Raw genomic sequence first — 22,480 nt, forward strand, 5'->3', positions numbered from 1 at the left:
TATCACGAGTCGTATCGTGCATCAATTCGAGGGCGCGTTTTTGTTCTGGTGTCAGATGAATTTTCATGGCTGCAAGCATGATCGGGTTTGGATAAGAAATCAAGCATCTTCAATGGCGATTGGTATATCACTTGGTTTGCATATGGAGAGGTAACTCATAGCGTTCTATCGTAAAATGAATTTTGGACTCACATATTAAAGCACAGAAACTGGTGAAACAGGCAAGAGAAGCATTAGGGCAGATTTTATTTTTCCATATGAAAGATAAAAACCACCGTATTTAGACTGTGACTTTGACTTTAATTCTTTGACCTATGCGCGTTTCATATACTAATGAATGTAAGCAGTACAATCAATGGTAATTCATTTCTTAGGACAGAAAATCAGGCCAGTTTAGTGATGTGATGGAAGTTCCCCTTTTCAGTTGCAAACAGGAACGTCCATCACATCACTACAAGTAGGTAAAGGAATAATTGTTTTAGTTTCATAAGGTAACTAATTCTTAAGAATTATTCGCTTTTAATTGAGTTGAAATAGAGTTATTAAGCTCTGTGGTACCATAAGTAATATATGGAGAATAAAATGAAGAAATGTTTTCTTCTTTGCCTGTTGGCGGATTCTATTCTTTTAGTTTCAGTACAAACCTATGCCTTCCCTTGCCAGAAATACATTGACAATATCGAAGTATGGAAAGCATGCATGGTCAATTCAGGGTACTGCACGATAACACCGAACGGTGAATTACTTTGCCCATTGGATTAGCAGGATAGTAGCACTCCTTCCGTCCCTCATCACTTACTGACACTGCCCTGATATACTCCTGCAACCCCAGGATCATTTGCTCTGCGGTGGTGACCTGTTTTCTTCTATATGTCTGATTGCCCGTTTATCCAGATTGCATTGCTCAATAACCGTCATGTAACTGTTCATTCAGAATAAAGCTGTCGCTCCATGTCATCATGTCGGGTATGACCGGAGGTAAGCAGCCAGCGAGCAGATGCGCCGGAATAGATATCGGTGGTGCCTGAACATATTCGGTTCTTATCTGACCAGCTTGACTTTTTACGGCAGGATATTCTTGACTGGGAGAACGGGGGACAATTCTAGTCAGCTTCTCCCACCAGCGCTCGTATGCCTCTCTCTGCTCATTCAGGTAGGTGTGCTTATCGTACACCTGCCACACTCCCGGTAATTTATGCCCTACCATAATTTCGGCCACGTGAGACGCAGTCAGTTTTCAATCTTTTCGCCTGCTCAATTAACTCCTTGGCTGCTAGAATTATGGGCCTGTTGATAGGTTTTTTAGATCTTCTTCCTGTTTTATGATTTACAGGAGGAATGGTCCAAATATTATTTTCACAGTCAAAGTCATTAATTTTGGCCTTCAATAATTCACGAATACGACAGCCAAATAGCAGACATGGCTTTATTATTAATACATTACTCGGGTTATATTTAGGGGAGTTGATAATTTGAAAAAGAACAACTAACTCTTCTTCACTTAATGTTCTTTCACCTTTGGTGGTGATTTTTTAATAAAATGTGGCAGAATTATGCCAACACTGAGTTGTAATAACCACCCAATTCAAAAAAAAACTGTATGAATTAACAGGAGATTTAATGACTATTAAACGCATTGATCCAGATACCCGCTGGTCAGAAGCGGTCGTTCACAATGACACTATTTATTATACTAGTGTGCCAGAAAAGCTGGACTGTGATATCACAGAACAAACAACCGATACACTGGCGGCCATTGATACCCTGTTACATCGTCTTGGTTCAAACAAGAGCAAAATCTTGGATGTTACGATTTTTCTGGCCGATAAAGCCGATTTTACAGGTATGAACGCAGCCTGGGATGCTTGGGTTGTTGCAGGAAGTGCCCCAGTTCGCTGCACTGTTCAAGCTGAGCTGATGAATCCTAAATATAAGGTAGAAATCAAAATCATCGCCGCTTTATAAGCTGAACTCGAACTTACCAAGAAGAGCATGGCATTGAACACATTATCAACTCGTCCAATGCCATTTTAGAAATGAATTTATCAAATAAACTTTAAGGAATGGGGCATGAAAAATTAAGCCATTTTAATCATTATCATGCCAATCAATAACAGTACAATTCCCCACCATCCCTTAAAATTCAGACGCTGATTAAACATAATCCAACCTGCTGCGATTGTAGCAATAATGCCGAATGCACCCCATAATGCATAAGCAATGGAAAGTTCAATTCCTTTAACGGCCTGAGCCAACGCACTAAATGCGCCTAAAACAGCAGCCAGTGATAAAATACCTATCCAAAGACGCTGAAATCCATTGGATAATTTCAATAAAATATTCGCAACAATTTCCAGAAAAACAGCTAAAACCAAAAACGCAGCATGCCACCATTCAAATTGAGTTAACATGTTATGCTTCCTTGATTTTTTTATTCAGAATATTCTCCGGGGCTTTTTTCGCACCTATTTTAATCAAGGCAATTCCTGATATCAGCAGTGTCAACCCTCCAATTTTCATTAATGACAACGATTCATTGAACCACAGTACACTAAAAGTCGTGATAAACAGGATACCGATACCTTCCCATAAGGCGTAAGCCACCCCTAATGCCACTTTTTTTACGGCAATCGCCAACAAAATATAAGAAGTTGTGATCATGGTGTACATCACGATCATACCTGTAAAATCACCCGAAATACTGGCGTGTTTCATTGACAAAGTACCAATCACTTCTGTCACAATCGCCAGAGCAAGAAATATCCAATAAATCATTTTTTTCTCCTGAACATACTAATAGGTATGCCAAGACATCAAGCTGTATATGCCAACAGAATCAGACGCAAACTCAAATACGCGATATCAGAATCAAACTGACGTTTTAGCAAAATATTTTGACAAACAAGAATTTTATCGGTGAAGAACCGATGAACAGGAGAAGGCCCTAAAGGGCACCGCACCAGTAGTGCTCACTGGATAAGATAGCGGAAAGAAAAAGAACGTGGGTGCAACGTTGAATTTTATTACTATGTTGAATGTTGACGCTTTTGGCGCTATTCATGATGTTTTATTCTTTCATCACACGATTACTACTGTGTGATATACTACGAACCCTCATATAAGTAGACTTAATAACTGGAATACTTTTACCATAACCAAAAATAAAAAGCAACGAGATAACGCTGAACTTTCACTTCGCTATTTCTATGATAAGGGATCACCGGAAACGGCTTTTGTTTTTCAATAACATTCTTCAAACGCTGACTATCATATCGTTTATCAGCAATCCCAAAATCTGATTTGGAAGGCAGATCGCGCCACGGAATTCACATTCTCATGCGACAAAGGATTTCATTAGCAACACTAATCTACCATTAAGGAATACGGCCGACTTTATCCCCAGACTTGTCTAAATAACTTTTGGGGCAATATGCAATTAGTGGCGTTTAAGACAACCATATCCCCTTTAGGAAAATAATGACCACTCCGATTATTCCACATAGTCAATCGACCATCGTCGAAAAATAGCTCTCCTGCCAACAATACAGGGTATTTTGCATAGTCAATATCTTTATCATCTAGCTGAGAAATATTTTTATTCTTGCCATACAATCGAATCCGGCCTTTTATTAATGACGTATGACCTATAGCAGGAATCCGATTAGGATCATAAAGACCACATATAACTGTCAGAGGCATATCGGTGTAAATAACGTATAGATAATGACCATCTGGGACATGTAGCGTTATTGGTTCTATACTTTTCATAAAATAATGAGCGTCACCATCTCCTTGTAATTGGCAGTGCGTGCGCTCAAGGATATAGATTTCATCCAATTGAGCATGGGGTTGCTGCATAGCAAGTCTGCGCCCTTTACCTACAGGATCGCGTTTAGTATTAAATGCGTCCAAGCAATTATAATTAATTATTTTCCCTCTATCTGCGTACGTTTTATGGAGGTTTGTCAGCGCGTTTTCTGGTGCATATTCGCAATGACGGTGTATCCGATCAGATACCCATTGATCCCTAGCGCACACGTCCTCATCATGCTCTTCAATGCATCCTTCATCACGCCTCAATGACCGTGGAAATAAGCGTGACTGTTGACCTTGGCGAAATTTTCTACTAATAAAATTACCCATCTTATCTACCTATTCGTTCTTAGAAATGCAGCTAATTAATAATTAATTAAAACTATTTTTTCCGTGACTAATATCAAAAATATTTGAAAATAAACTCAGTTTGGGAAAGTTAGGAATATTCAACAACATGATATTATTTGAATAAGCATTAGAAAACGGTACTGGGATGGATGAGTACCGATAACAAAGCTGCTGTTTGAAAAAACAAAGAGGATGACCGGACATAAGTCCGGCTTGAGTATTTTTATGTATAAATTTAATACAATCAAAGAGTATGCAAGTTACTCAAATTCATTCCATGAGCGTCCATCACGGGTAATCAAGGCAATGGAAGCAACCGGTCCCCACGTCCCTGCCTGATAAGGTTTAGGGGGTTCATTATCCGCCGCCCATGCTTCCATGATAGAATCCACCCATTTCCATGCTTCTTCCACCTCATCACGGCGGACAAACAACGCCTGAATACCACGCATAGCTTCCAGCAACAATCTCTCGTAAGCATCCGCAAGGTGCGTTTGATTAAATGTCTCGGAGAAACTCAGATCCAATTTGGTAGTCTGCAAACGATGTTTATGTTCCAGCCCCGGTGCTTTATTCAGCACTTCAATGTCGATACCTTCATCTGGTTGTAAGCGAATCGTCAACTTATTCTGCGGTAATTGTTGGTAAGATTCAGCGAATAAATTCAGCGAAGGCTCTTTGAAATAGACGACAACTTCGGAACATTTAGCAGGTAAACGTTTACCTGTTCTCAGATAGAAAGGCACGCCAGACCAGCGCCAATCATCAATATCAACACGGATCGATACAAAGGATTCCGTTTTACTGGCTTTATTCGCGCCCTCTTCTTCCAAATAACCGGGAACTTTCGTGCCATGCACAAAACCTGCGGTGTATTGCCCACGAACAGTTTTTTCCCTGATATTAGTATGATCAATCCGACGCAATGAGCGTAGCACTTTCACCTTTTCATCACGAATACGATCAGCACTCAGGTCAGCCGGTGGAGACATGGCGATCATAGTCAATATTTGCAGAAGATGGTTCTGAATCATATCGCGCATTTGCCCAGCCTGATCGAAGTAACCCCAGCGCCCTTCAATGCCGACTTCTTCAGCAACAGTAATTTGCACATGATCGATTGTGTGGTGATCCCAGTTATTAACAAACAGTGAGTTAGCAAAACGCAGTGCCAATAGGTTCAATACCGTTTCTTTACCTAAGTAATGGTCAATACGGTAGATTTGTTTCTCATTGAAATATTTTGCTACTTCATCATTGATAGATCGGGAAGAGATAAGATCTGTTCCCAGTGGTTTTTCCATCACAACACGATTGGGTTCTTTATTCAGCCCCGCAGCTCCCAATCCATGACATACTGCACCAAACGTATTGGGTGGCATGGCAAAATAGTGAATGGTAGGCAAATTATCCTTATTAAGTATCTTCGCCAATTGGGTGAAATGTTCCGTTTCATTAACGTCCAGATTACAAAATTCCAGACGTGAGCTCAATTTCTTCCACAATTCTGGGTCCAATTTCTCGGACATAAATGTAGTTAACGCTTCTTCAACAACTTTGATATAGGCTTTCTTATCCCAGTCAGCTCGGCCGACGCCGATAATCCGAGTATCAGAATGGATATAACCCGCTTTTTCCAATTGGTAAAGGGAAGGCATTAATTTCCGGCGTGCTAAGTCTCCTTTCGCCCCAAAAATTACCAAATCACAAGCCTGAGCTGTAGACGTCACCGCCATGTTGCATCTCCTCATCCTCAATTACGGGATATTGTAATTTTTTTACAGAAACTGCGTGTAATGTACTCTTTTGGTTATAAGCAGTAAACAATGATTGTTCATATATGCCTTATCCCAGCTTTTTGTACACTGTTTTGACATTCATGCTAGTTTTGTATTTATACTGGGTACGGGTTAGGGTCTGTACCAGATAATGTTCATTGATTGAAAGTTTACAACGTTTAAGAAGTAATCTTACCAAGTTGAAAGTTAGACACTTGTCATATTTTGATGAAAAATATCAAGTTACCCGGTTTTTACCACTGCCAGCCTTCAATAACAAGTAGTATATTTTCATGAAAATGATATAGATTTCTCCTGTTAATGAAATCGTTAAAACCGAGGTTAAACCGCGTCTTATGAACACATTGGAACGGCTCCAAAATAGTCTTGATGTTTTGAGTAAGTCAGAAAAAAAGGTGGCGCAGGTCATCCTTGCCTCACCCCAGACAGCTATCCATTCAAGCATCGCTACTCTGGCCAGAATGGCGAATGTGAGTGAACCTACGGTTAATCGTTTTTGTCGTAGTCTGGACACCAAAGGATTTCCCGATTTCAAATTGCATCTGGCACAAAGCCTTGCCAATGGTACTCCCTATGTAAATCGTAATGTGGAGGAAAGTGACAGCGTCACATCTTATACCAATAAAATTTTTGAATCAGTCATGGCAAATCTGGAAACGGTTAAAACTAATCTGGATATCGCGGCAATTAACCGGGCAGTTGATCTGCTGACCCAAGCTAGAAAGCTCTCTTTTTTTGGCTTGGGAGCATCGGCGGCGGTAGCTCATGATGCGATGAACAAATTCTTTCGCTTCAATATTCCGGTAACCTATTTTGACGATATAGTAATGCAACGAATGAGTTGTATTAACAGTACCGAAGGAGATGTTGTTGTGCTGATATCCCATACAGGACGAACGAAAAATCTCGTGGAAATAGCCAAACTGGCCCGTGAAAATGATGCGACAGTGATAGCCATTACTTCAACAGGTTCCCCATTGGCACAGGAAGCTACCCTCTCTATCCTTCTGGATGTCCCTGAAGATACAGATATCTATATGCCGATGGTCTCCAGAATTGCTCAACTTACCATCATTGATGTGCTGGCTACCGGTTTTACACTGCGACGAGGCTCAAAATTCAGGGATAACTTGAAGAGGGTCAAAGAAGCATTGCGTAATTCGCGGTTTGATAAGCATCAATAAATCATAAAATAGACTGTGTTTTTGTTCACTATTTATCAATTCTCCAGACTGATAGCATAGTAAGGTTTCCCGCATCTGCATCTTTTACAAGTGCGGGGTTGATAATCAAGAAATTAAATGGTTATCCTACGATAATCGGAAACTCATATACCCAATGGATTTCGAATTGTAGTTCGAAAAACGAGGGATACTTCACAGGTCAACGGAGTAATACATGTCCAGACGGCTCAGAAGAACGAAAATCGTCACTACACTTGGTCCAGCAACAGATCGTGATAGCAATTTAGAAAAAGTTATCAGTGCGGGAGCCAATGTCGTCCGCCTCAATTTTTCTCATGGTACAGCAGAAGATCATATCCAACGCGCTAATAAAGTACGTGAAATAGCTGCCCGCTTAGGCTGCCACGTTGCCATCTTAGGTGATCTTCAAGGACCCAAAATACGCGTATCCACTTTTAAGGAAGGAAAAATTTTCCTCAATGTTGGGGATAAATTCCTGCTGGATGCCAATCTGGGTAAAGGAGAAGGAGACAAAGAAAAAGTCGGTATCGACTATAAAGGTCTTCCGTCTGATGTTACGACCAGTGATATCCTGCTATTGGATGACGGACGGGTTCAATTGAAAGTGCTGGATGTTCAAGGCATGAAAGTCTTCACAGAAGTCACTGTAGGAGGCCCTCTTTCCAATAATAAAGGTATCAATAAACTAGGTGGCGGGTTATCAGCCGAAGCGCTGACTGAAAAAGATAAGGAAGATATCATCACTGCGGCCAAAATTAGTGTTGATTACCTAGCCGTTTCTTTCCCCCGTTCAGGTGAAGATCTGAATTATGCCCGCCGACTCGCGCGTGATGCAGGTTGTGAAACCCAAATCGTCGCAAAAGTGGAACGTGCTGAAGCCGTCAGCAGTGATGCGATTATTGACGAAATCATTCTGGCATCTGATGTTGTTATGGTTGCCCGCGGTGATTTGGGTGTCGAAATTGGTGATCCTGAGCTGGTTGGTGTACAGAAAAAGCTGATTCGCCGTGCCCGTCAACTGAATCGTGTCGTAATTACCGCCACGCAAATGATGGAGTCCATGATCACTAACCCAATGCCAACCCGTGCTGAAGTCATGGATGTTGCCAATGCAGTATTGGATGGTACTGATGCCGTTATGCTCTCTGCCGAAACTGCGGCGGGTCAATATCCAGCAGAAACGGTTGCCGCCATGGCACAAGTCTGTTTGGGTGCTGAAAAAATGCCAAGTATTAATGTTTCCAAACATCGTCTGGATATGACATTCGAAAGCATTGAAGAAGCTATCGCAATGTCAACCATGTATGCGGCTAACCACCTGAAAGGCGTCAAAGCAATTATCGCTATGACTGAATCTGGTCGAACAGCCCGCATGATGTCTCGCATTAGTTCAGGTTTGCCAATCTTCTCTATGTCACGTCATGAATCTACCTTAAACCGCACTGCCCTTTACCGCGGTGTCACTCCGGTTTATTGTAGCTGGCATACTGATGGCATCGCTGCGGCAAACGAAGCGGTAAACCGCCTGCGCGATAAAGGTTATCTTTCTTCAGGTGATCTAATCCTAGTAACGCAGGGTGATCAGATGGGAACTATTGGTAGTACTAATACCTGTCGCATACTTGAAGTAGAATAAATTTGATAGATATTCCCCTTAATCAAAAATATTTTTAATTAAGGGGATGAATTAAATAGTCGGGGAATCTCAGGCTAAAGATCTTCTCTCTTATAGGGTTCAATATCCCCTTCTTTCCGCGTCTTAAGCAGTTTTAATATCCATGTATATTGTTCAGGATTAGGTCTAACCATCTCTTCTAGCTCATGATTCATACGACGAGCAATATACGCATCATCCTGCCCTGCAATATCATCCATTGGTGGCCGGATATAAATATCCAGTTGATGGGTTTGGCTGTTATAAACAGGAAATAATGGAATAACAGCTGCGCGGCAAACTTTCATTAAACGCCCGACCGCAGGTAATGTCGCTTTGTAAGTGGAGAAAAAATCAACAAATTCGCTGTGTTCTTCACCATGATCCTGATCGGGCAAATAATAACCCAAAAATCCCTCACGTACCGATGCAATAAAAGGCTTAATACCTGCTTCACGGGAATGCAAACGGCCACCAAAGTGTGTGCGCACTTTATTCCATAAGTAATCAGCTACAGGATTGCTCTGATGGTTGAACATGCCTGATATTTTGTAACCACGTGCCGCCAAAAGCATAGCTGGAATATCAATCGCCCACCCATGAGGAACCATGAGAATGATATTTTTTCCTTGTGCTTTTAAATCATCAAGAATTTCATCACCATGCCACTGAGTTCGCTTTAACGTCGATTTAGTACCTTTTAGGCAAAGTTCTGCCAACATAACAAATGACTGAGGAGCGCAAGCAAACATTTGGTCAATTACGTCTTCCCGCTGCTGGTCTGTTAATTCAGGAAAGCAATAAATTAGATTTATTTTTGCCCTACGGCGGGCACTTTTTGCTTTTCTGCCAGCCCAAACACCTATCTTCGCCAGTAATGGATCACGCCATTTTACTGGAATATAAGCTAACCCCGCCAATATTCCCACACCAGCCCAAAGCCCCCAATGGCGAGGATGCAAATAAGAGCAATGAAATTTAGGGATATACCCCAATTTACTATCTGTATCTTTCTCTTTGTTCATGAGCTAACTCTGATGATTCCAATGCTCGTTTTCGAGACTCAAACTTCTAACAAAAAATAACACAAAAGCGGATGATACCAATCATCCGCTTTTGTGTCTGTCAATTATCCGGCATTAATTCATTCAATCGAGTAATAATTGAGGCTTAACATCCTTAACCATTGCAATATATTCAGCTCGCTCTTTACCACTTAATCCACCAGAACGTGGTAATTTTGCCGTAAGTGGGTTAACAGGTTGCTGATTATCCCAAAATTCAAAATGCAAATGTGGACCCGTTGAACGACCTGTATTACCTGATAAAGCAATGCGTTCACCGCGCTTCACTTTCTGGCCCGGTTTTACCAATAATTTTCTTAAGTGCATGTATCGGGTGGTGTATTGACGCCCATGGCGAATGGCGATGAAATTACCTGCTGCTCCATCAAATTTAGCGACAATCACTTCCCCATCACCGACTGCCAGAACCGGAGTTCCTATAGGCATGGCAAAATCAACCCCTCGGTGTGAAGTAATCCGCCCTGTTACTGGGTTCAAACGACGAGGATTAAAACTGGATGATACTCTGAATTGTTTCGTTGTAGGGAAACGCAAGAAGCCGCGTTCTAAACCGGAAGCATGACTATCATAAAAACGACCGTCATTAGCACGGAAAGCATAATAATCACTTCCGCCACTTTGCAGGAGAACGCCCAATAATTGGCTCTGCTCACTCTTCCCATCAAGCATTTCACGGGACATCAGGACAGAAAAACGATCGCCTTTACGTAATTTACGAAAGTCTATCTGCCATTGCAGAGCCTTAGTAACCTCACGAGCCTCGCTGCCGCTTAATCCAGCAATGAGTGCACTACCATTAAAACTGCCGTCAACAGTGCCTCGTATAACACTATTTTTCCATTCGCCTTTCTGAAACTCTTTTGTTTCGCTAAACGTATCCCCTTCACGGGTATAATCTCGTGTTTCTCGACGTGATATATTCCACGTCAGCGTTTTTAAATTACCGTTTTCATCAATGGACCAAGATAGCGATTGACCAATTCCTAAATTACGCAGCGCTCTATATTGATTTGCTAACAAAGCCACATCTGAAGAATCAATCCCAAATTGAGTCAAAATGGAACTTAAAGTATCACCATTGGAAACAACATATTGATGAGGGACATTTGCTGTTGCATCTGAACTGCCCTCTTCATCATTAATTCCTTCATCAGGCAGTTGTTCATTGATATCGCCGACCTCATCATCGCTCGCATCAGAGATATGATTAGGCGTACTGAGAATAATACTACCCGACCGTTCTTCTCGCTCATGATAAACAACCGGCCGCCACACTGCGACCGCCAGAGTGACTAACGTCAAAGACCCAAGCATGATCTTGTGTGGTTTAGGTAGATTGTTGTATACCAAAGCGATAGTTTTAACTATCTGCTGCACTAATAAAATTCCTTATTGTACTAATTCAGGCAGCTCAAATATTGTTTTGACAACTGAGTTATAAATTTTATGTAGCTGTCTTTGTCCAATACAATGCCACTCCCTAATGGGTCAAGTGTCCCGATCTTCACACCGGTATCTTTTGCTATGGCATGAATGACGGCAGGCCTGAATTGAGGTTCAGCAAAAACACATCTTGCTTTCTGCTCAACCAATTGTATTCGTATATAGTGTAATCTTTGCGCCCCGGGCTGTATTTCAGGATTAACAGTGAAAACCCCTAGCGAAGACAATTTATAATGTTTTTCAAAATAACTGTATGCATCATGAAAAACAAAATATTCCTGCTTTTGTACAGGCTTTAAAATACTAGCAATATTCTTATCAGATTCTATAAGCTGTCCATTGAATTTACGTAGGTTTACTTCTAGTTGCTGTTTTTGTTGAGGGTAACGCTCAACAAGTCGATTATATATTGCCTGAGCGGCTTTCTCTGCAACCTCGGGAGAAAGCCAAATATGCATATTATATTCACCGTGATGATGATGTTTGTGATCAGTTTCATGTTTATGCTGATGCGATTCACCTAAATCATTATTATCACCACTATTTTTCAATAACAGTGGTTTTATAGTAGATAATTCAGCCAGTGCCAGTTGTTTATTACTGTCTATTCTAGAAATTGGTTTTGCCAAAAATGTTTCCATATCTGGGCCAATCCAAACCATTAAATCAGCTTGATTGATTTTTCTGATATCCAGAGGCCGTAAAGCATAATCATGTGGAGATGCACCATCAGGTAAAAGCACTTGAGTACCTGTTACACCATCAGCAATAGCGGCGGCAATAAAACCCAGCGGACGAATAGATGTAACAACATCTGCCTGCGCAGCGTTGTTCACTCCAGCCACCAGACCAGTCACTAATGCGATTTTGCGAAAAAATTTATGCACGTATTTCTGTGGGTTGTGTAACATAATATGAATATTCCATGCAGTAATTTGAGATTTGTTATATTATAACATTTCAATGTTTCTGCAAGACACTTTTAACATGCCAACTATGATTACCCTAAAAAATGTTACGGTTGAGTTTGGTAACCGCAAAGTATTAAACAATATTTCTTTCACTCTCAAACAAGGCAAAATCCTGACACTGATTGGTCCAAATGGAGCCGGGAAATCAACGTTAGTTCGTGTTGTCCTTGGTTTAGTTCCCCCTACTTCAGGGATTATCGAACACAACCAAACGCTGAAAATTGGTTATGTTCCGCAAAAACTTAGCCTTGACCCCACACTTCCCCTGACTGTTAAGCGTTTTATGATGCTAAGACCTAATGTAAAATCGGCAGATATCATACCGGTATTAGACCGGGTCAAAGCAGCCCATTTATTAGATCAGCCGATGCAAAAGCTATCAGGCGGAGAAACTCAACGAGTTTTGCTTGCCAGAGCGTTGCTCAACCACCCTCAACTTCTGGTACTTGATGAACCAACACAAGGCGTAGATGTCAACGGCCAGCTGGCACTCTATGATTTAATTAATCAAATCAGAACTGAGCTTAATTGCGCTGTACTTATGGTATCCCATGACCTGCATTTAGTGATGGCGAAAACAGACGAAGTTTTATGCCTTAATCAACATATTTGCTGCTCTGGTACCCCGGAAGTGGTGTCTATGCATCCTGAATTCATTGCCATGTTTGGCCGTCATGGTGCCGAGCAACTTGCAGTCTACCGACATCACCATAATCATCATCATGATCTGAGAGGAAAAATTATTTTGAAAAATGGTGGAGAACCACGTTGATGATTGAATTATTACTTCCCGGCTGGTTAGCCGGTATTTTATTGGCAATTGCCGCAGGGCCTCTTGGTTCTTTTGTCGTCTGGCGCAGAATGTCCTACTTTGGTGATACATTAGCACACGCATCACTACTGGGTGTCGCGTTTGGCTTCTTACTGAATGTGAATCCTTTTTATGCCGTTATTGCCGTCACATTGATATTAGCCATTCTTTTAGTCTGGCTGGAAAAACGTCCTCAGCTGGCAGTTGATACATTGCTGGGCATTCTGGCTCACAGTGCCTTATCTCTGGGTTTAGTTGTTGTCAGCTTTATGACCAGTGTACGGGTCGATATGATGGCTTATTTATTTGGCGATTTATTGTCTGTCACTTATGAAGATCTCTGGCTGATTGCAACAGGTGTTGCGATTGTTACCGGATTGCTGACATGGCAATGGCGTGCGCTGTTATCAATGACAGTTAGCCAAGATCTAGCTTTTGTTGATGGGATTAAAATTCAGCGCCTGCGGGTTCTATTGATGTTAGTGACAGCATTGACCATTGGTCTGGCGATGAAATTTGTCGGGGCGTTGATCATCACTTCCCTACTGATTATCCCAGCTGCCACCGCACGCCGATTCTCTCGCACACCAGAACAAATGGCGGTTTTTGCTATTATTGTCGGTATGCTTTCTGTCACGGGAGGGTTAACATTATCCGCATTCTATAATACCCCTGCCGGGCCTTCGGTAGTGCTTTGTGCGGCAATGTTATTTGCGTTGAGTTTAACGTGTAAGGCAAGAAGCTGATTATTGGTAAAATAATCTAAAGATTGACTACCTCCCATCCCATGGGCCGGTAGTCTGTTTTCACCATATGCCCGAAAGTACAGATGCAACAATCTCTATCACTTTTTCTTTATTTTGATCAATAAAGAAATGATCTCCTGATACAACATGTACCGTTAAGTCTTCACTGGTTAATTCTGACCAAGCATAAAGTTCAATCGGTTTAACATCTGGATCAGTATCCCCATTTAAAACTGTTATCGGGCTTTTCAGGACAAATCGCTCTGGTTGATAGATTTCAGCCATTTTGAAATTCTAAACCCAAAAGAGACGATTTTTTATATTTGATAATAGTTATCCATGTACGGATTATAGAGAAGGTCATACAAAGATTTTTCTTATTGGGCGAGAAATTAGAGTCACTCCAGTCGATTACGCAACAGTTATTGAACTTTTCATGGGGAGATTTAACGACCCATCCCCTGCTTAGCTACCAGCCAGCATTTCAAAGAACTGAACTGGTATATTGCCACAGTGGTGGCTTATACGCTCTCTTTACTTAACCCAAAATGTCGGTAAGCATGATTGGTTGCCATTCGCCCTCTTGGTGTGCGTTGAATAAATCCTTGTTGGATCAGGAAAGGTTCTAAAACATCTTCTATGGTTTCTCTTTCTTCACCAATCGCCGCCGCCAAGTTATCCACCCCAACGGGACCACCCATAAACTTATCAATTATGGCAATCAACAATTTACGGTCAAGGTAATCAAACCCTGCCGAATCCACATTCAGCATATCAAGAGCCTGAGCCGCAATATCGTTATTCACAGTTCCATCGCCCTTGACCTGAGCAAAATCACGTACCCGACGTAATAAGCGGTTGGTTATACGGGGAGTGCCCCGTGAACGCATTGCGATTTGTCTTGCTCCATCGTCCGAAACACTCAACCCCATATAATGGGCACTTCGGGAAACAATACTCTGTAAATCATCAACATTGTAAAACTCAAGGCGTTGCACAATACCGAATCGATCACGCAGCGGTGACGTTAAGGAACCGGCACGGGTCGTTGCACCAATCAGTGTAAACGGAGGAAGATCAATCTTAATCGAACGGGCAGCCGGCCCTTCCCCAATCATGATATCCAGTTGGTAATCTTCCATCGCAGGATAGAGAATCTCTTCAACAACCGGCGATAAACGGTGGATTTCATCAATGAATAGAACATCGTGAGGTTCCAGGTTGGTCAGCATGGCAGCGAGATCCCCCGCCTTTTCCAGCACCGGACCAGATGTTGTTCGGAGATTAACGCCCATTTCATTCGCTACGATATTTGCCAATGTGGTTTTGCCCAATCCAGGGGGACCAAAAATCAATAAATGATCCAGTGCATCCCCACGTTGTCGCGCCGCCTGAATAAAGATTTCCATCTGCTCACAAACATGAGGCTGCCCAACATATTCAGATAGAAATTTTGGCCGAATAGCGCGATCAATGGCTTCATCATCTTGCAGAACTTCTGCTGAAACCAGACGGTCAGCTTCAATCATCACTTAACTCCTGCGATTATAGAGCTGCACGAAGCGCTTCACGAATAAGAGTTTCACAATCTGCACCCGGTTTAGCTACTTTACTCACCATCCGGCTGGCTTCTTGCGGTTTATATCCCAGAGAAACTAGGGCTGCGGAAGCTTCTGCTTCAATATCAGCATCAGAATTCGCTTGTTTGGTGGCAGCAGGCAAACTAATGTCACTACTTTGGCTAAACAGATCGCCATTAAGCCCTTTAAAACGATCTTTCATTTCGACCACCAATCTTTCAGCGGTTTTTTTACCCACTCCCGGTAATTTAACCAATGAAGCAATAGCTTCCTGTTCAATAGCCGTAACAAATTGCTGAGCAGACATGCCAGACAGGATAGCCAGAGCCAATTTCGGCCCAACACCATTTACTTTAATTAATTCACGAAAAAGAGCGCGTTCTTGTTTGTCATTAAAGCCATATAATAACTGGGCATCTTCACGCACAATAAATTGCGTAAATAAAATAGCTTCTTGCCCAATTTCAGGCAGTTCATAAAAACAGGTCATTGGCATATGAACTTCATAACCGATACCATTAGTTTCTAATAACACCAACGGTGGCTGTTTTTCCAACACGGTTCCTCTCAAACGCCCTATCACTGTTTACCCCCTGAAAATAAAAATAAATCGTTCCGCTAGCTTATAGCACAAAAAAGGCTGGACGTATATCCAGCCTCGCTTATTTCAGACGGCCCCGAGTTAAATTTAATCGCGCATCTCCGACCCGTAGCAAATTTTGACTAAGATGACAATGTGTAATAGCGATAGCCAATGCATCGGCGGCATCAGCCTGCGGATTAGCAGACAATTTCAACATTGAACGAACCATATGCTGGATCTGGCTTTTTTCGGCCGCCCCTGTACCCACTACCGTTTGTTTAACCTGACGGGCAGCATACTCAAATACCGGAACAGATTGGTTAGCCGCAGCTACAATCGCCACACCACGTGCTTGCCCCAATTTCAAAGCTGAATCTGGATTTTTTGCCATGAAAACCTGTTCTATTGCAAAGGCATCAGGCTGGAATTGAGTGATGATTTCGGTAACGCCTGCATAAATCCTCTGTAAACGACTGGGTAAGTCATCTACTTTTGTTCGGATACAACCGCTACCAAGATAAATAAGTTGTCGTCCCTGCTGGCGGATAACGCCATACCCTGTGACTCTGGAACCGGGGTCAATACCAAGAATAATCGCCATATCGAACTGTTCGCCTAGATATGTGCCTAAGATATGGGATAAAACGTTAGAGAAAGTGCTTTGATATTAGAAGCACTTTCTCTACGCTGTGAACCCTAAAATTAATTACAGCAGTGCTGCAATTTCATCAGAGATTTCACCATTATGGTAAACTTCTTGAACATCGTCAGAATCTTCAAGCATATCGATCAGACGAAGTAATTTAGGCGCAGTTTCCGCACCCAGTTCTGCTTTGGTGGATGGGATCATAGATACTTCTGCGGAATCCGATTTGAAGCCCCCTGCATCCAGTGCATCCTTAACGTCACCAAAAGTTTCTGGTGTAGTATAGACGTCAATCGCACCGTCATCATAAGTTTCAACATCATCAGCACCCGCTTCCAATGCTGCTTCCATCACCAGATCTTCATCCAGGCCCGGAGCGTAGGAAATCACCCCTTTTTTGGTGAACAAATAAGAAACAGAACCATCTGTACCCAAGTTACCGCCGGTTTTGGTGAACGCATGACGAACTTCAGAAACAGTGCGATTGCGGTTATCACTCAGACACTCAACCATCACCGCTGTACCACCTGGGCCATAGCCTTCATAAATGATGGTTTCCATGTTATCTGCATCATCGTTGCCAACACCACGGGCAATCGCGCGATTTAAGGTATCGCGAGTCATGTTATTAGACAATGCCTTATCGATGGCGGCACGCAAACGTGGGTTAGACGTTGGATCTCCACCCCCCAGACGTGCAGCCGTCACCAATTCACGGATAACTTTGGTAAAAATCTTACCGCGTTTTGCATCCTGTGCTGCTTTGCGGTGTTTCGTATTGGCCCATTTACTATGACCTGCCATGAAAATATCTCCGATAAAACGTCTATACCCATCATTTTTCAAATTGCAGCTTAGTAGATAGACTGCACCTTAAAATTTATTGGAAACAATAGACTAAATAACAAATTCTTCAATTGCCTGCCGATTGCTCCATGACTTGGTCAATTCAGCAGCTTGTTCAGCCACCAGCCATTGATAAGCCAGATGTTCAGTCAGCAGGATCATTCGTTCTTCAGGTAACGCCAGCGAGAACCAATGTTCTTTATTGCGTGTCACTCCTGATGCATATCTATGTCTTAAGTGCGGGAAAATCTCATAATAGAGACTGCGTTGGCAATCTATCAGCTCAAGATCTTCCTTGGTAACATCAATGCCAATCTCTTCCTGAACTTCACGCAGCGCCGCCTCCAATGGTTTTTCTCCCTCTTCGAGGCTACCTGTTACGGACTGCCAGAATTCGGGATCATCACGTCGCTGTAACATCAGCACCCTTTTGCTGTCAAAGGCATAAATCATAACCAATACAGATTCAGGGCGCTTGTAAGCCATTATTCGCTCTCTTTTTTAATAACTGAAATTGCCAATTCTTTCAATGATGCCGGATTTGCGAAACTTGGTGCATCAGTCATCAGACATGCCGCTGCTGTTGTTTTCGGGAAAGCGATTACATCACGGATATTATCGGTACTGGTCAACAACATGACGAGACGATCCAGACCGAAAGCCAAACCTGCATGTGGAGGTGTGCCATATTTCAGGGCGTTCAGCAAGAAACCGAATTTTTCCTGTTGTTCCTGCTCGTTGATGCCCAGAATTCGGAATACTGTCTGCTGCATTTCATTGCGATGAATACGAACAGAACCACCACCTACTTCGTAGCCATTGATAACCATGTCATAAGCGTTCGCAATAGCTGATTCTGGGTTGCTTTCCAATTCAGGGGCCGACATATCATACGGAGATGTAAATGGGTGGTGCATTGCCGTCAAACCACCTTCTCCATTGTCTTCAAACATTGGGAAATCAACGACCCAGAGCGGTTTCCAACTTGCCAGATCTGTAATGTTCAGATCACGGCCCAGTTTCAGACGCAATGCGCCCATTGCATCGGTAACCACATTTTTCTTGTCAGCACCGAAGAACAGAATATCGCCATCCTGTGCATTTGTGCGGGACAATAAACCTTCAACCACCTCAGCGGACAGGAATTTGGCAACCGGGCTTTGTACTCCTTCCAGACCGGCAGCACGGTTGTTAACTTTCATCCATGCCAGACCTTTCGCACCATAGATACCAACAAATTTGCCATATTCATCAATCTGCTTACGGCTTAATTCTGCACCACCCGGAACACAAATGGTGGCAACGCGGCCTTTTGGATTGTTTGCCGGTTCTGCGAAAACAGAAAACTCAACATCTTTAACCAGATCTGCAACATCCACCAGTTCCAATGGGTTACGCAGGTCTGGTTTATCCGAACCAAAGCGACGCATGGCTTCTTCGAATGTCATGATTGGGAAGTTGCCCAAATCAACACCACGTACTTCCTGCCACAGTTCACGGATCATTTTTTCCATAATTTCGCGAACTTGTTCGGCCGTCATAAACGAGGTTTCAACGTCGATTTGAGTGAATTCTGGTTGACGATCTGCACGCAGGTCTTCATCACGGAAGCATTTCACAATCTGGTAATAACGGTCAAAACCGGACATCATCAATAATTGTTTGAAAAGCTGCGGAGACTGAGGCAGTGCATAAAATTCACCTTTATGGACACGGCTTGGCACTAAATAGTCACGAGCCCCCTCAGGTGTTGCCTTGGTCAGCATAGGTGTTTCCACATCAAGGAAACCAGCATCATCCATGAAACGACGAACAAAACTGGTGATTTTTGCACGAGTCTTCAAACGTTGTGACATTTCTGGACGACGCAGGTCGAGATAGCGATACTTCAGACGCTGTTCTTCGCTGTTGTTCTGATTGCTATCCAGTGGCAATGGCTCTGACCGATTGAAAATCATCAGACTTTCCGCAAAAATTTCAACTTCGCCGGTTGCCATTTCTTTATTGATTTGGCTGTCAGGGCGTGCACGCACAATCCCTGTAATTTGAATACAAAATTCATTACGCAGTTCAGAAGCCTGAGCAAAAGCCTCTTTCTGGTCTGGGTCAAAGAATACCTGAACGATACCTTCGCGATCTCGCATATCAATAAAGATCAAACCACCCAAATCACGACGACGGTTTACCCACCCACAAAGGGTCACTTTTTGGCCTTCATGAGATCGGCTCAACTGCCCACAATAATTAGTACGCATACAATATCCTTTTACTCAGCTCGTTATGCTTTCTGCTGCGGAAATTTTGGCATTATTCTTTTAGGAAGAATTGTCAAAAAAGACAGCCATTATACTGGAAATTCTGACCGGAGATAAGGCTATAACATCGTTCTTACTAAGACAATTTTTTGCTACCAGATAACATTCACCGCATTTATCATTAAATACTATGATTTATAGCGACAGTTTTCTTTTTGGGGTTTATCATCATCTGGCCGTTTTTGGATTAGGCAATGGAGTTAAAAATGGTTAGCTCGCTTTATATTGTATTGGGCGCACTATTATTGATTAAGCTGTCTCTGGATGTAGTCAAATTAAGAACGCAATATCGGATAGCCTATGGCGATGGCGGTTTTTACGAATTGCAAACAGCCATCCGGGTTCATGGTAATGCTGTTGAATATATCCCAATTTCAATGCTGTTATTAATCATGATGGAGATGAATGGAGCAGCCGTCTGGATGCTACATATTTGTGGATTGGTGCTGCTTTCAGGTAGAATTTTGCACTACTTTGGCCTGCGTCATCGCGAAATACACCGGCGGCGTATGGGCATGGCCGCAACATATATCTCAATGATAATAATGATTATCACCAACATTTATTATTTGCCGTGGGAGCAAATCTTCTCTCTATATATCTAATGCTCACCATGTATTCGCCTATATCCTATTGATTTCAGATAAAGTGTATAAGCCATACATATCCATGCCAACCACAAAAAATTGTGATGCCATGACATCACAAAATTCTATCATTACCCAAGGCGGTATTACTGCCGCCAGAGGGTTTCTGCTGATCTCTTCTTTCTGCCCTTTCCTGCATCCTGCATTCTGCTAGAATAACCGCTTCTTATTGTTTCCAAAATCAATGCTGTTATGTCAAATCAAGATCCTCATAATCAACGGGATAGCCTGTTATCCACTCCCATTGCCAATTTAGGTGACTGGAGTTTCGACGAACGTGTAGCCGAAGTTTTTCCTGATATGGTGAAACGCTCCATTCCTGGTTATTCCAATATCATTTCCATGATAGGTATGCTGGCAGATCGTTTTGTCACGCCAAACAGTCAAATTTATGATCTCGGCTGTTCACTTGGTGCAGCCACATTATCGATCCGCCGTGCTATCAGTACCAATGATAATCCTGACAGCCATACAAATGGTTGCCGTATTATCGCAGTCGATAACTCGCCGGCAATGATAGAACGTTGCCGGCGTCATATTGACTCTTTCAAGGCCAGAATCCCCGTTGAGGTAATCGAACAAAACATTCTTGATACCGACATTAAAAATGCATCCGTAGTTGTGCTGAATTTCACATTACAATTCTTGCATCCTGATGATCGCCAAAAAATGTTGGATAATATTTATACAGGATTAAAGCCCGGAGGTGTTCTGGTTCTGTCTGAAAAATTCAATTTTGAAGATGAGCACATTGGCGAATTACTGTTCAATATGCACTATGATTTCAAACGAGCCAACGGTTACAGCGAACTGGAGGTCAGCCAAAAACGCAGTATGCTGGAAAACGTTATGCGGACAGATTCCGTTGAAACCCATAAAGCACGTCTCAAAAAAGCCGGATTCCAGCATGTTGAAGTCTGGTTCCAATGCTTTAATTTTGGTTCATTACTGGCAATAAAAGGGACTGAACAATGATCGATTTCGGTAACTTTTATCAATTGATTGCCAAAAACCACCTGAATCATTGGCTGGAATGTCTGCCTGCACAATTAAACCATTGGCAAAAAGCTTCATTGCACGGTCAGTTCAGTTCATGGGTAAAAGTGCTAGAAAGATTGCCTGAAATTAAACCGACTCAGATTGATCTGAAAAATGGTGTCATCGCTCTCCATGAACCAGAACTGTCAAACGGTGAAAAAGCCCGTATCCACAATATCCTGAAAATATTTACGCCATGGCGTAAAGGGCCTTTTTCTCTGTATGGCGTTGAAATTGATACCGAATGGCGCTCTGATTTGAAATGGGATCGGGTTCTGCCCCATATTTCGCCTTTAAAAGACAAAACTGTACTTGATGTCGGCTGTGGCAGCGGTTACCACATGTGGCGCATGGTGGGTGAAGGTGCACAGTTAGTTGTTGGCATCGATCCAACCCAACTCTTTCTTTGTCAATTTGAAGCCGTCAGAAAATTGCTGGGTAACGACCAACGCGCACATCTTCTGCCCTTGGGTATTGAACAATTACCGGAACTAAAAGCCTTTGATACTGTATTTTCAATGGGAGTACTCTATCATCGCCGTTCTCCACTCGATCACCTATGGCAACTGAAAAACCAACTACTTTCCGGTGGTGAACTCATTTTAGAAAGTTTAGTGGTCGAAGGTGATGAATACCAATGCCTCATTCCCGGTGAACGTTATGCACAAATGCGGAATGTCTACTTTATTCCATCAGCTCAAATGCTGAAAGTCTGGTTGGAAAAATGTGGTTTTGTGGATGTAAGGATTGTCGATCAGGCACTCACGACATCGGATGAACAACGTCAGACAAAATGGATGAAAACTGAATCGCTAACTGATTTCCTTGACCCTGACGATCAGAATAAAACAGTTGAAGGCTACCCTGCGCCACTACGTGCTGTCCTTATTGCCCGCAAGCCATGATGCCATAATATTGATTGTGAACTGCTCATTTTGGCAGTTCAC

23 protein-coding genes and 1 pseudogene are annotated in these 22,480 nt (G+C 42.4%); 9 read left to right on the forward strand and 15 right to left on the reverse strand.

The window, feature by feature from the left end; all coding sequences use genetic code 11:
- The first annotated feature begins 582 nt into the window (after window positions 1-582).
- On the forward strand, window positions 583-762 hold the full coding sequence (locus tag AACQ81_RS04065; protein WP_237386397.1) for a hypothetical protein: 180 nt from the start codon (window positions 583-585) through the stop codon (window positions 760-762).
- A 334-nt stretch (window positions 763-1,096) separates the two neighbouring features.
- Here AACQ81_RS04065 and AACQ81_RS04075 read toward each other — a convergent pair.
- Window positions 1,097-1,529, reverse strand: a pseudogene (locus AACQ81_RS04075) (tyrosine-type recombinase/integrase); the annotation flags it as partial.
- A 91-nt stretch (window positions 1,530-1,620) separates the two neighbouring features.
- Between AACQ81_RS04075 and AACQ81_RS04080 the strand changes: the two are divergent.
- Window positions 1,621-1,965 carry a RidA family protein gene (locus tag AACQ81_RS04080; protein ID WP_237386399.1) on the forward strand — a complete coding sequence of 115 codons (345 nt, stop codon included), beginning with the start codon at window positions 1,621-1,623 and terminating at the stop codon, window positions 1,963-1,965.
- Between the two features lie 113 nt (window positions 1,966-2,078).
- Here AACQ81_RS04080 and mdtI read toward each other — a convergent pair whose 3' ends face one another.
- From mdtI to zwf, 4 genes are all read right to left on the reverse strand, one after another.
- Window positions 2,079-2,411, reverse strand: coding sequence for a multidrug/spermidine efflux SMR transporter subunit MdtI (mdtI, locus tag AACQ81_RS04085; RefSeq protein ID WP_237386400.1), 333 nt, complete (start codon window positions 2,409-2,411; stop codon window positions 2,079-2,081).
- Between the two features lies 1 nt (window position 2,412).
- Complete coding sequence (mdtJ, locus tag AACQ81_RS04090) at window positions 2,413-2,775, reverse strand: multidrug/spermidine efflux SMR transporter subunit MdtJ (protein ID WP_237386401.1); 363 nt, start codon at window positions 2,773-2,775, stop codon at window positions 2,413-2,415.
- A gap of 618 nt (window positions 2,776-3,393) precedes the next feature.
- Window positions 3,394-4,143, reverse strand: coding sequence for a hypothetical protein (locus AACQ81_RS04095; RefSeq protein WP_237386402.1), 750 nt, complete (start codon window positions 4,141-4,143; stop codon window positions 3,394-3,396).
- Window positions 4,144-4,424: 281 nt separating this feature from the next.
- Window positions 4,425-5,900: a glucose-6-phosphate dehydrogenase gene (zwf, locus tag AACQ81_RS04100; RefSeq protein WP_237386403.1), complete on the reverse strand. Its 1,476-nt coding sequence runs from the start codon at window positions 5,898-5,900 to the stop codon at window positions 4,425-4,427.
- 398 nt (window positions 5,901-6,298) lie between these two features.
- On the opposite strand from zwf, the gene AACQ81_RS04105 reads away from it, so the two are divergent.
- Window positions 6,299-7,147 (forward strand): MurR/RpiR family transcriptional regulator, encoded by an 849-nt coding sequence (locus AACQ81_RS04105; protein WP_237386404.1) that lies wholly within the window; start codon window positions 6,299-6,301, stop codon window positions 7,145-7,147.
- Window positions 7,148-7,361: 214 nt separating this feature from the next.
- On the forward strand, window positions 7,362-8,804 hold the full coding sequence (pyk, locus tag AACQ81_RS04110) for a pyruvate kinase (protein WP_237386405.1): 1,443 nt from the start codon (window positions 7,362-7,364) through the stop codon (window positions 8,802-8,804).
- A gap of 74 nt (window positions 8,805-8,878) precedes the next feature.
- On the opposite strand, the gene lpxM is transcribed toward pyk, so the two are convergent.
- The 3 genes from lpxM to znuA form a co-directional block, all read right to left on the reverse strand.
- The gene (gene lpxM / locus AACQ81_RS04115) at window positions 8,879-9,847 is read right to left on the reverse strand and encodes a lauroyl-Kdo(2)-lipid IV(A) myristoyltransferase (RefSeq protein ID WP_237386406.1); all 969 of its coding nucleotides are present in this window, start codon (window positions 9,845-9,847) and stop codon (window positions 8,879-8,881) included.
- A gap of 123 nt (window positions 9,848-9,970) precedes the next feature.
- Window positions 9,971-11,284 (reverse strand): murein DD-endopeptidase MepM, encoded by a 1,314-nt coding sequence (gene mepM, locus AACQ81_RS04120; RefSeq protein ID WP_237386407.1) that lies wholly within the window; start codon window positions 11,282-11,284, stop codon window positions 9,971-9,973.
- 20 nt (window positions 11,285-11,304) lie between these two features.
- On the reverse strand, window positions 11,305-12,261 hold the full coding sequence (gene znuA / locus AACQ81_RS04125) for a zinc ABC transporter substrate-binding protein ZnuA (RefSeq protein WP_237386408.1): 957 nt from the start codon (window positions 12,259-12,261) through the stop codon (window positions 11,305-11,307).
- Window positions 12,262-12,337: 76 nt separating this feature from the next.
- Between znuA and znuC the strand changes: the two genes are divergently transcribed.
- A complete protein-coding gene (znuC, locus tag AACQ81_RS04130; RefSeq protein ID WP_237386409.1) occupies window positions 12,338-13,093 on the forward strand; it encodes a zinc ABC transporter ATP-binding protein ZnuC in 756 nt (251 codons plus the stop codon).
- Window positions 13,093-13,878 (forward strand): zinc ABC transporter permease subunit ZnuB, encoded by a 786-nt coding sequence (gene znuB, locus AACQ81_RS04135; RefSeq protein WP_237386410.1) that lies wholly within the window; start codon window positions 13,093-13,095, stop codon window positions 13,876-13,878. The genes znuC and znuB overlap by 1 nt, the downstream gene beginning before the upstream one ends.
- Before the next feature lie 60 nt (window positions 13,879-13,938).
- On the opposite strand, the gene AACQ81_RS04140 is transcribed toward znuB, so the two are convergent.
- The 7 genes from AACQ81_RS04140 to aspS form a co-directional block, all read right to left on the reverse strand.
- Window positions 13,939-14,163, reverse strand: coding sequence for a thioesterase II family protein (locus tag AACQ81_RS04140; protein ID WP_237386411.1), 225 nt, complete (start codon window positions 14,161-14,163; stop codon window positions 13,939-13,941).
- Between the two features lie 236 nt (window positions 14,164-14,399).
- A complete protein-coding gene (gene ruvB, locus AACQ81_RS04145; protein ID WP_237386412.1) occupies window positions 14,400-15,407 on the reverse strand; it encodes a Holliday junction branch migration DNA helicase RuvB in 1,008 nt (335 codons plus the stop codon).
- Window positions 15,408-15,423: 16 nt separating this feature from the next.
- A complete protein-coding gene (ruvA, locus tag AACQ81_RS04150; RefSeq protein ID WP_237386413.1) occupies window positions 15,424-16,041 on the reverse strand; it encodes a Holliday junction branch migration protein RuvA in 618 nt (205 codons plus the stop codon).
- Between the two features lie 79 nt (window positions 16,042-16,120).
- Window positions 16,121-16,642 (reverse strand): crossover junction endodeoxyribonuclease RuvC, encoded by a 522-nt coding sequence (gene ruvC, locus AACQ81_RS04155; RefSeq protein WP_237386414.1) that lies wholly within the window; start codon window positions 16,640-16,642, stop codon window positions 16,121-16,123.
- Window positions 16,643-16,747: 105 nt separating this feature from the next.
- Window positions 16,748-17,491: a YebC/PmpR family DNA-binding transcriptional regulator gene (locus AACQ81_RS04160; RefSeq protein ID WP_237386415.1), complete on the reverse strand. Its 744-nt coding sequence runs from the start codon at window positions 17,489-17,491 to the stop codon at window positions 16,748-16,750.
- A 93-nt stretch (window positions 17,492-17,584) separates the two neighbouring features.
- Window positions 17,585-18,019 carry a dihydroneopterin triphosphate diphosphatase gene (nudB, locus tag AACQ81_RS04165; RefSeq protein ID WP_237386416.1) on the reverse strand — a complete coding sequence of 145 codons (435 nt, stop codon included), beginning with the start codon at window positions 18,017-18,019 and terminating at the stop codon, window positions 17,585-17,587.
- Window positions 18,019-19,788: an aspartate--tRNA ligase gene (aspS, locus tag AACQ81_RS04170; protein ID WP_237386417.1), complete on the reverse strand. Its 1,770-nt coding sequence runs from the start codon at window positions 19,786-19,788 to the stop codon at window positions 18,019-18,021. The genes nudB and aspS overlap by 1 nt, the downstream gene beginning before the upstream one ends.
- A gap of 266 nt (window positions 19,789-20,054) precedes the next feature.
- Between aspS and AACQ81_RS04175 the strand changes: the two genes are divergently transcribed.
- The 3 genes from AACQ81_RS04175 to cmoB all read left to right on the forward strand — a co-directional run bounded on the left by AACQ81_RS04175 (window position 20,055) and on the right by cmoB (window position 22,438).
- Window positions 20,055-20,453 carry an MAPEG family protein gene (locus tag AACQ81_RS04175; protein WP_237386418.1) on the forward strand — a complete coding sequence of 133 codons (399 nt, stop codon included), beginning with the start codon at window positions 20,055-20,057 and terminating at the stop codon, window positions 20,451-20,453.
- 234 nt (window positions 20,454-20,687) lie between these two features.
- The gene (gene cmoA, locus AACQ81_RS04180; RefSeq protein WP_237386419.1) at window positions 20,688-21,470 is read left to right on the forward strand and encodes a carboxy-S-adenosyl-L-methionine synthase CmoA; all 783 of its coding nucleotides are present in this window, start codon (window positions 20,688-20,690) and stop codon (window positions 21,468-21,470) included.
- Window positions 21,467-22,438 (forward strand): tRNA 5-methoxyuridine(34)/uridine 5-oxyacetic acid(34) synthase CmoB, encoded by a 972-nt coding sequence (gene cmoB / locus AACQ81_RS04185; RefSeq protein ID WP_237386420.1) that lies wholly within the window; start codon window positions 21,467-21,469, stop codon window positions 22,436-22,438. The genes cmoA and cmoB overlap by 4 nt, the downstream gene beginning before the upstream one ends.
- Window positions 22,439-22,480: the final 42 nt, after the last annotated feature.

The organism is Xenorhabdus sp. Sc-CR9, from assembly GCF_963897815.1.
Lineage (GTDB): Bacteria > Pseudomonadota > Gammaproteobacteria > Enterobacterales > Enterobacteriaceae > Xenorhabdus.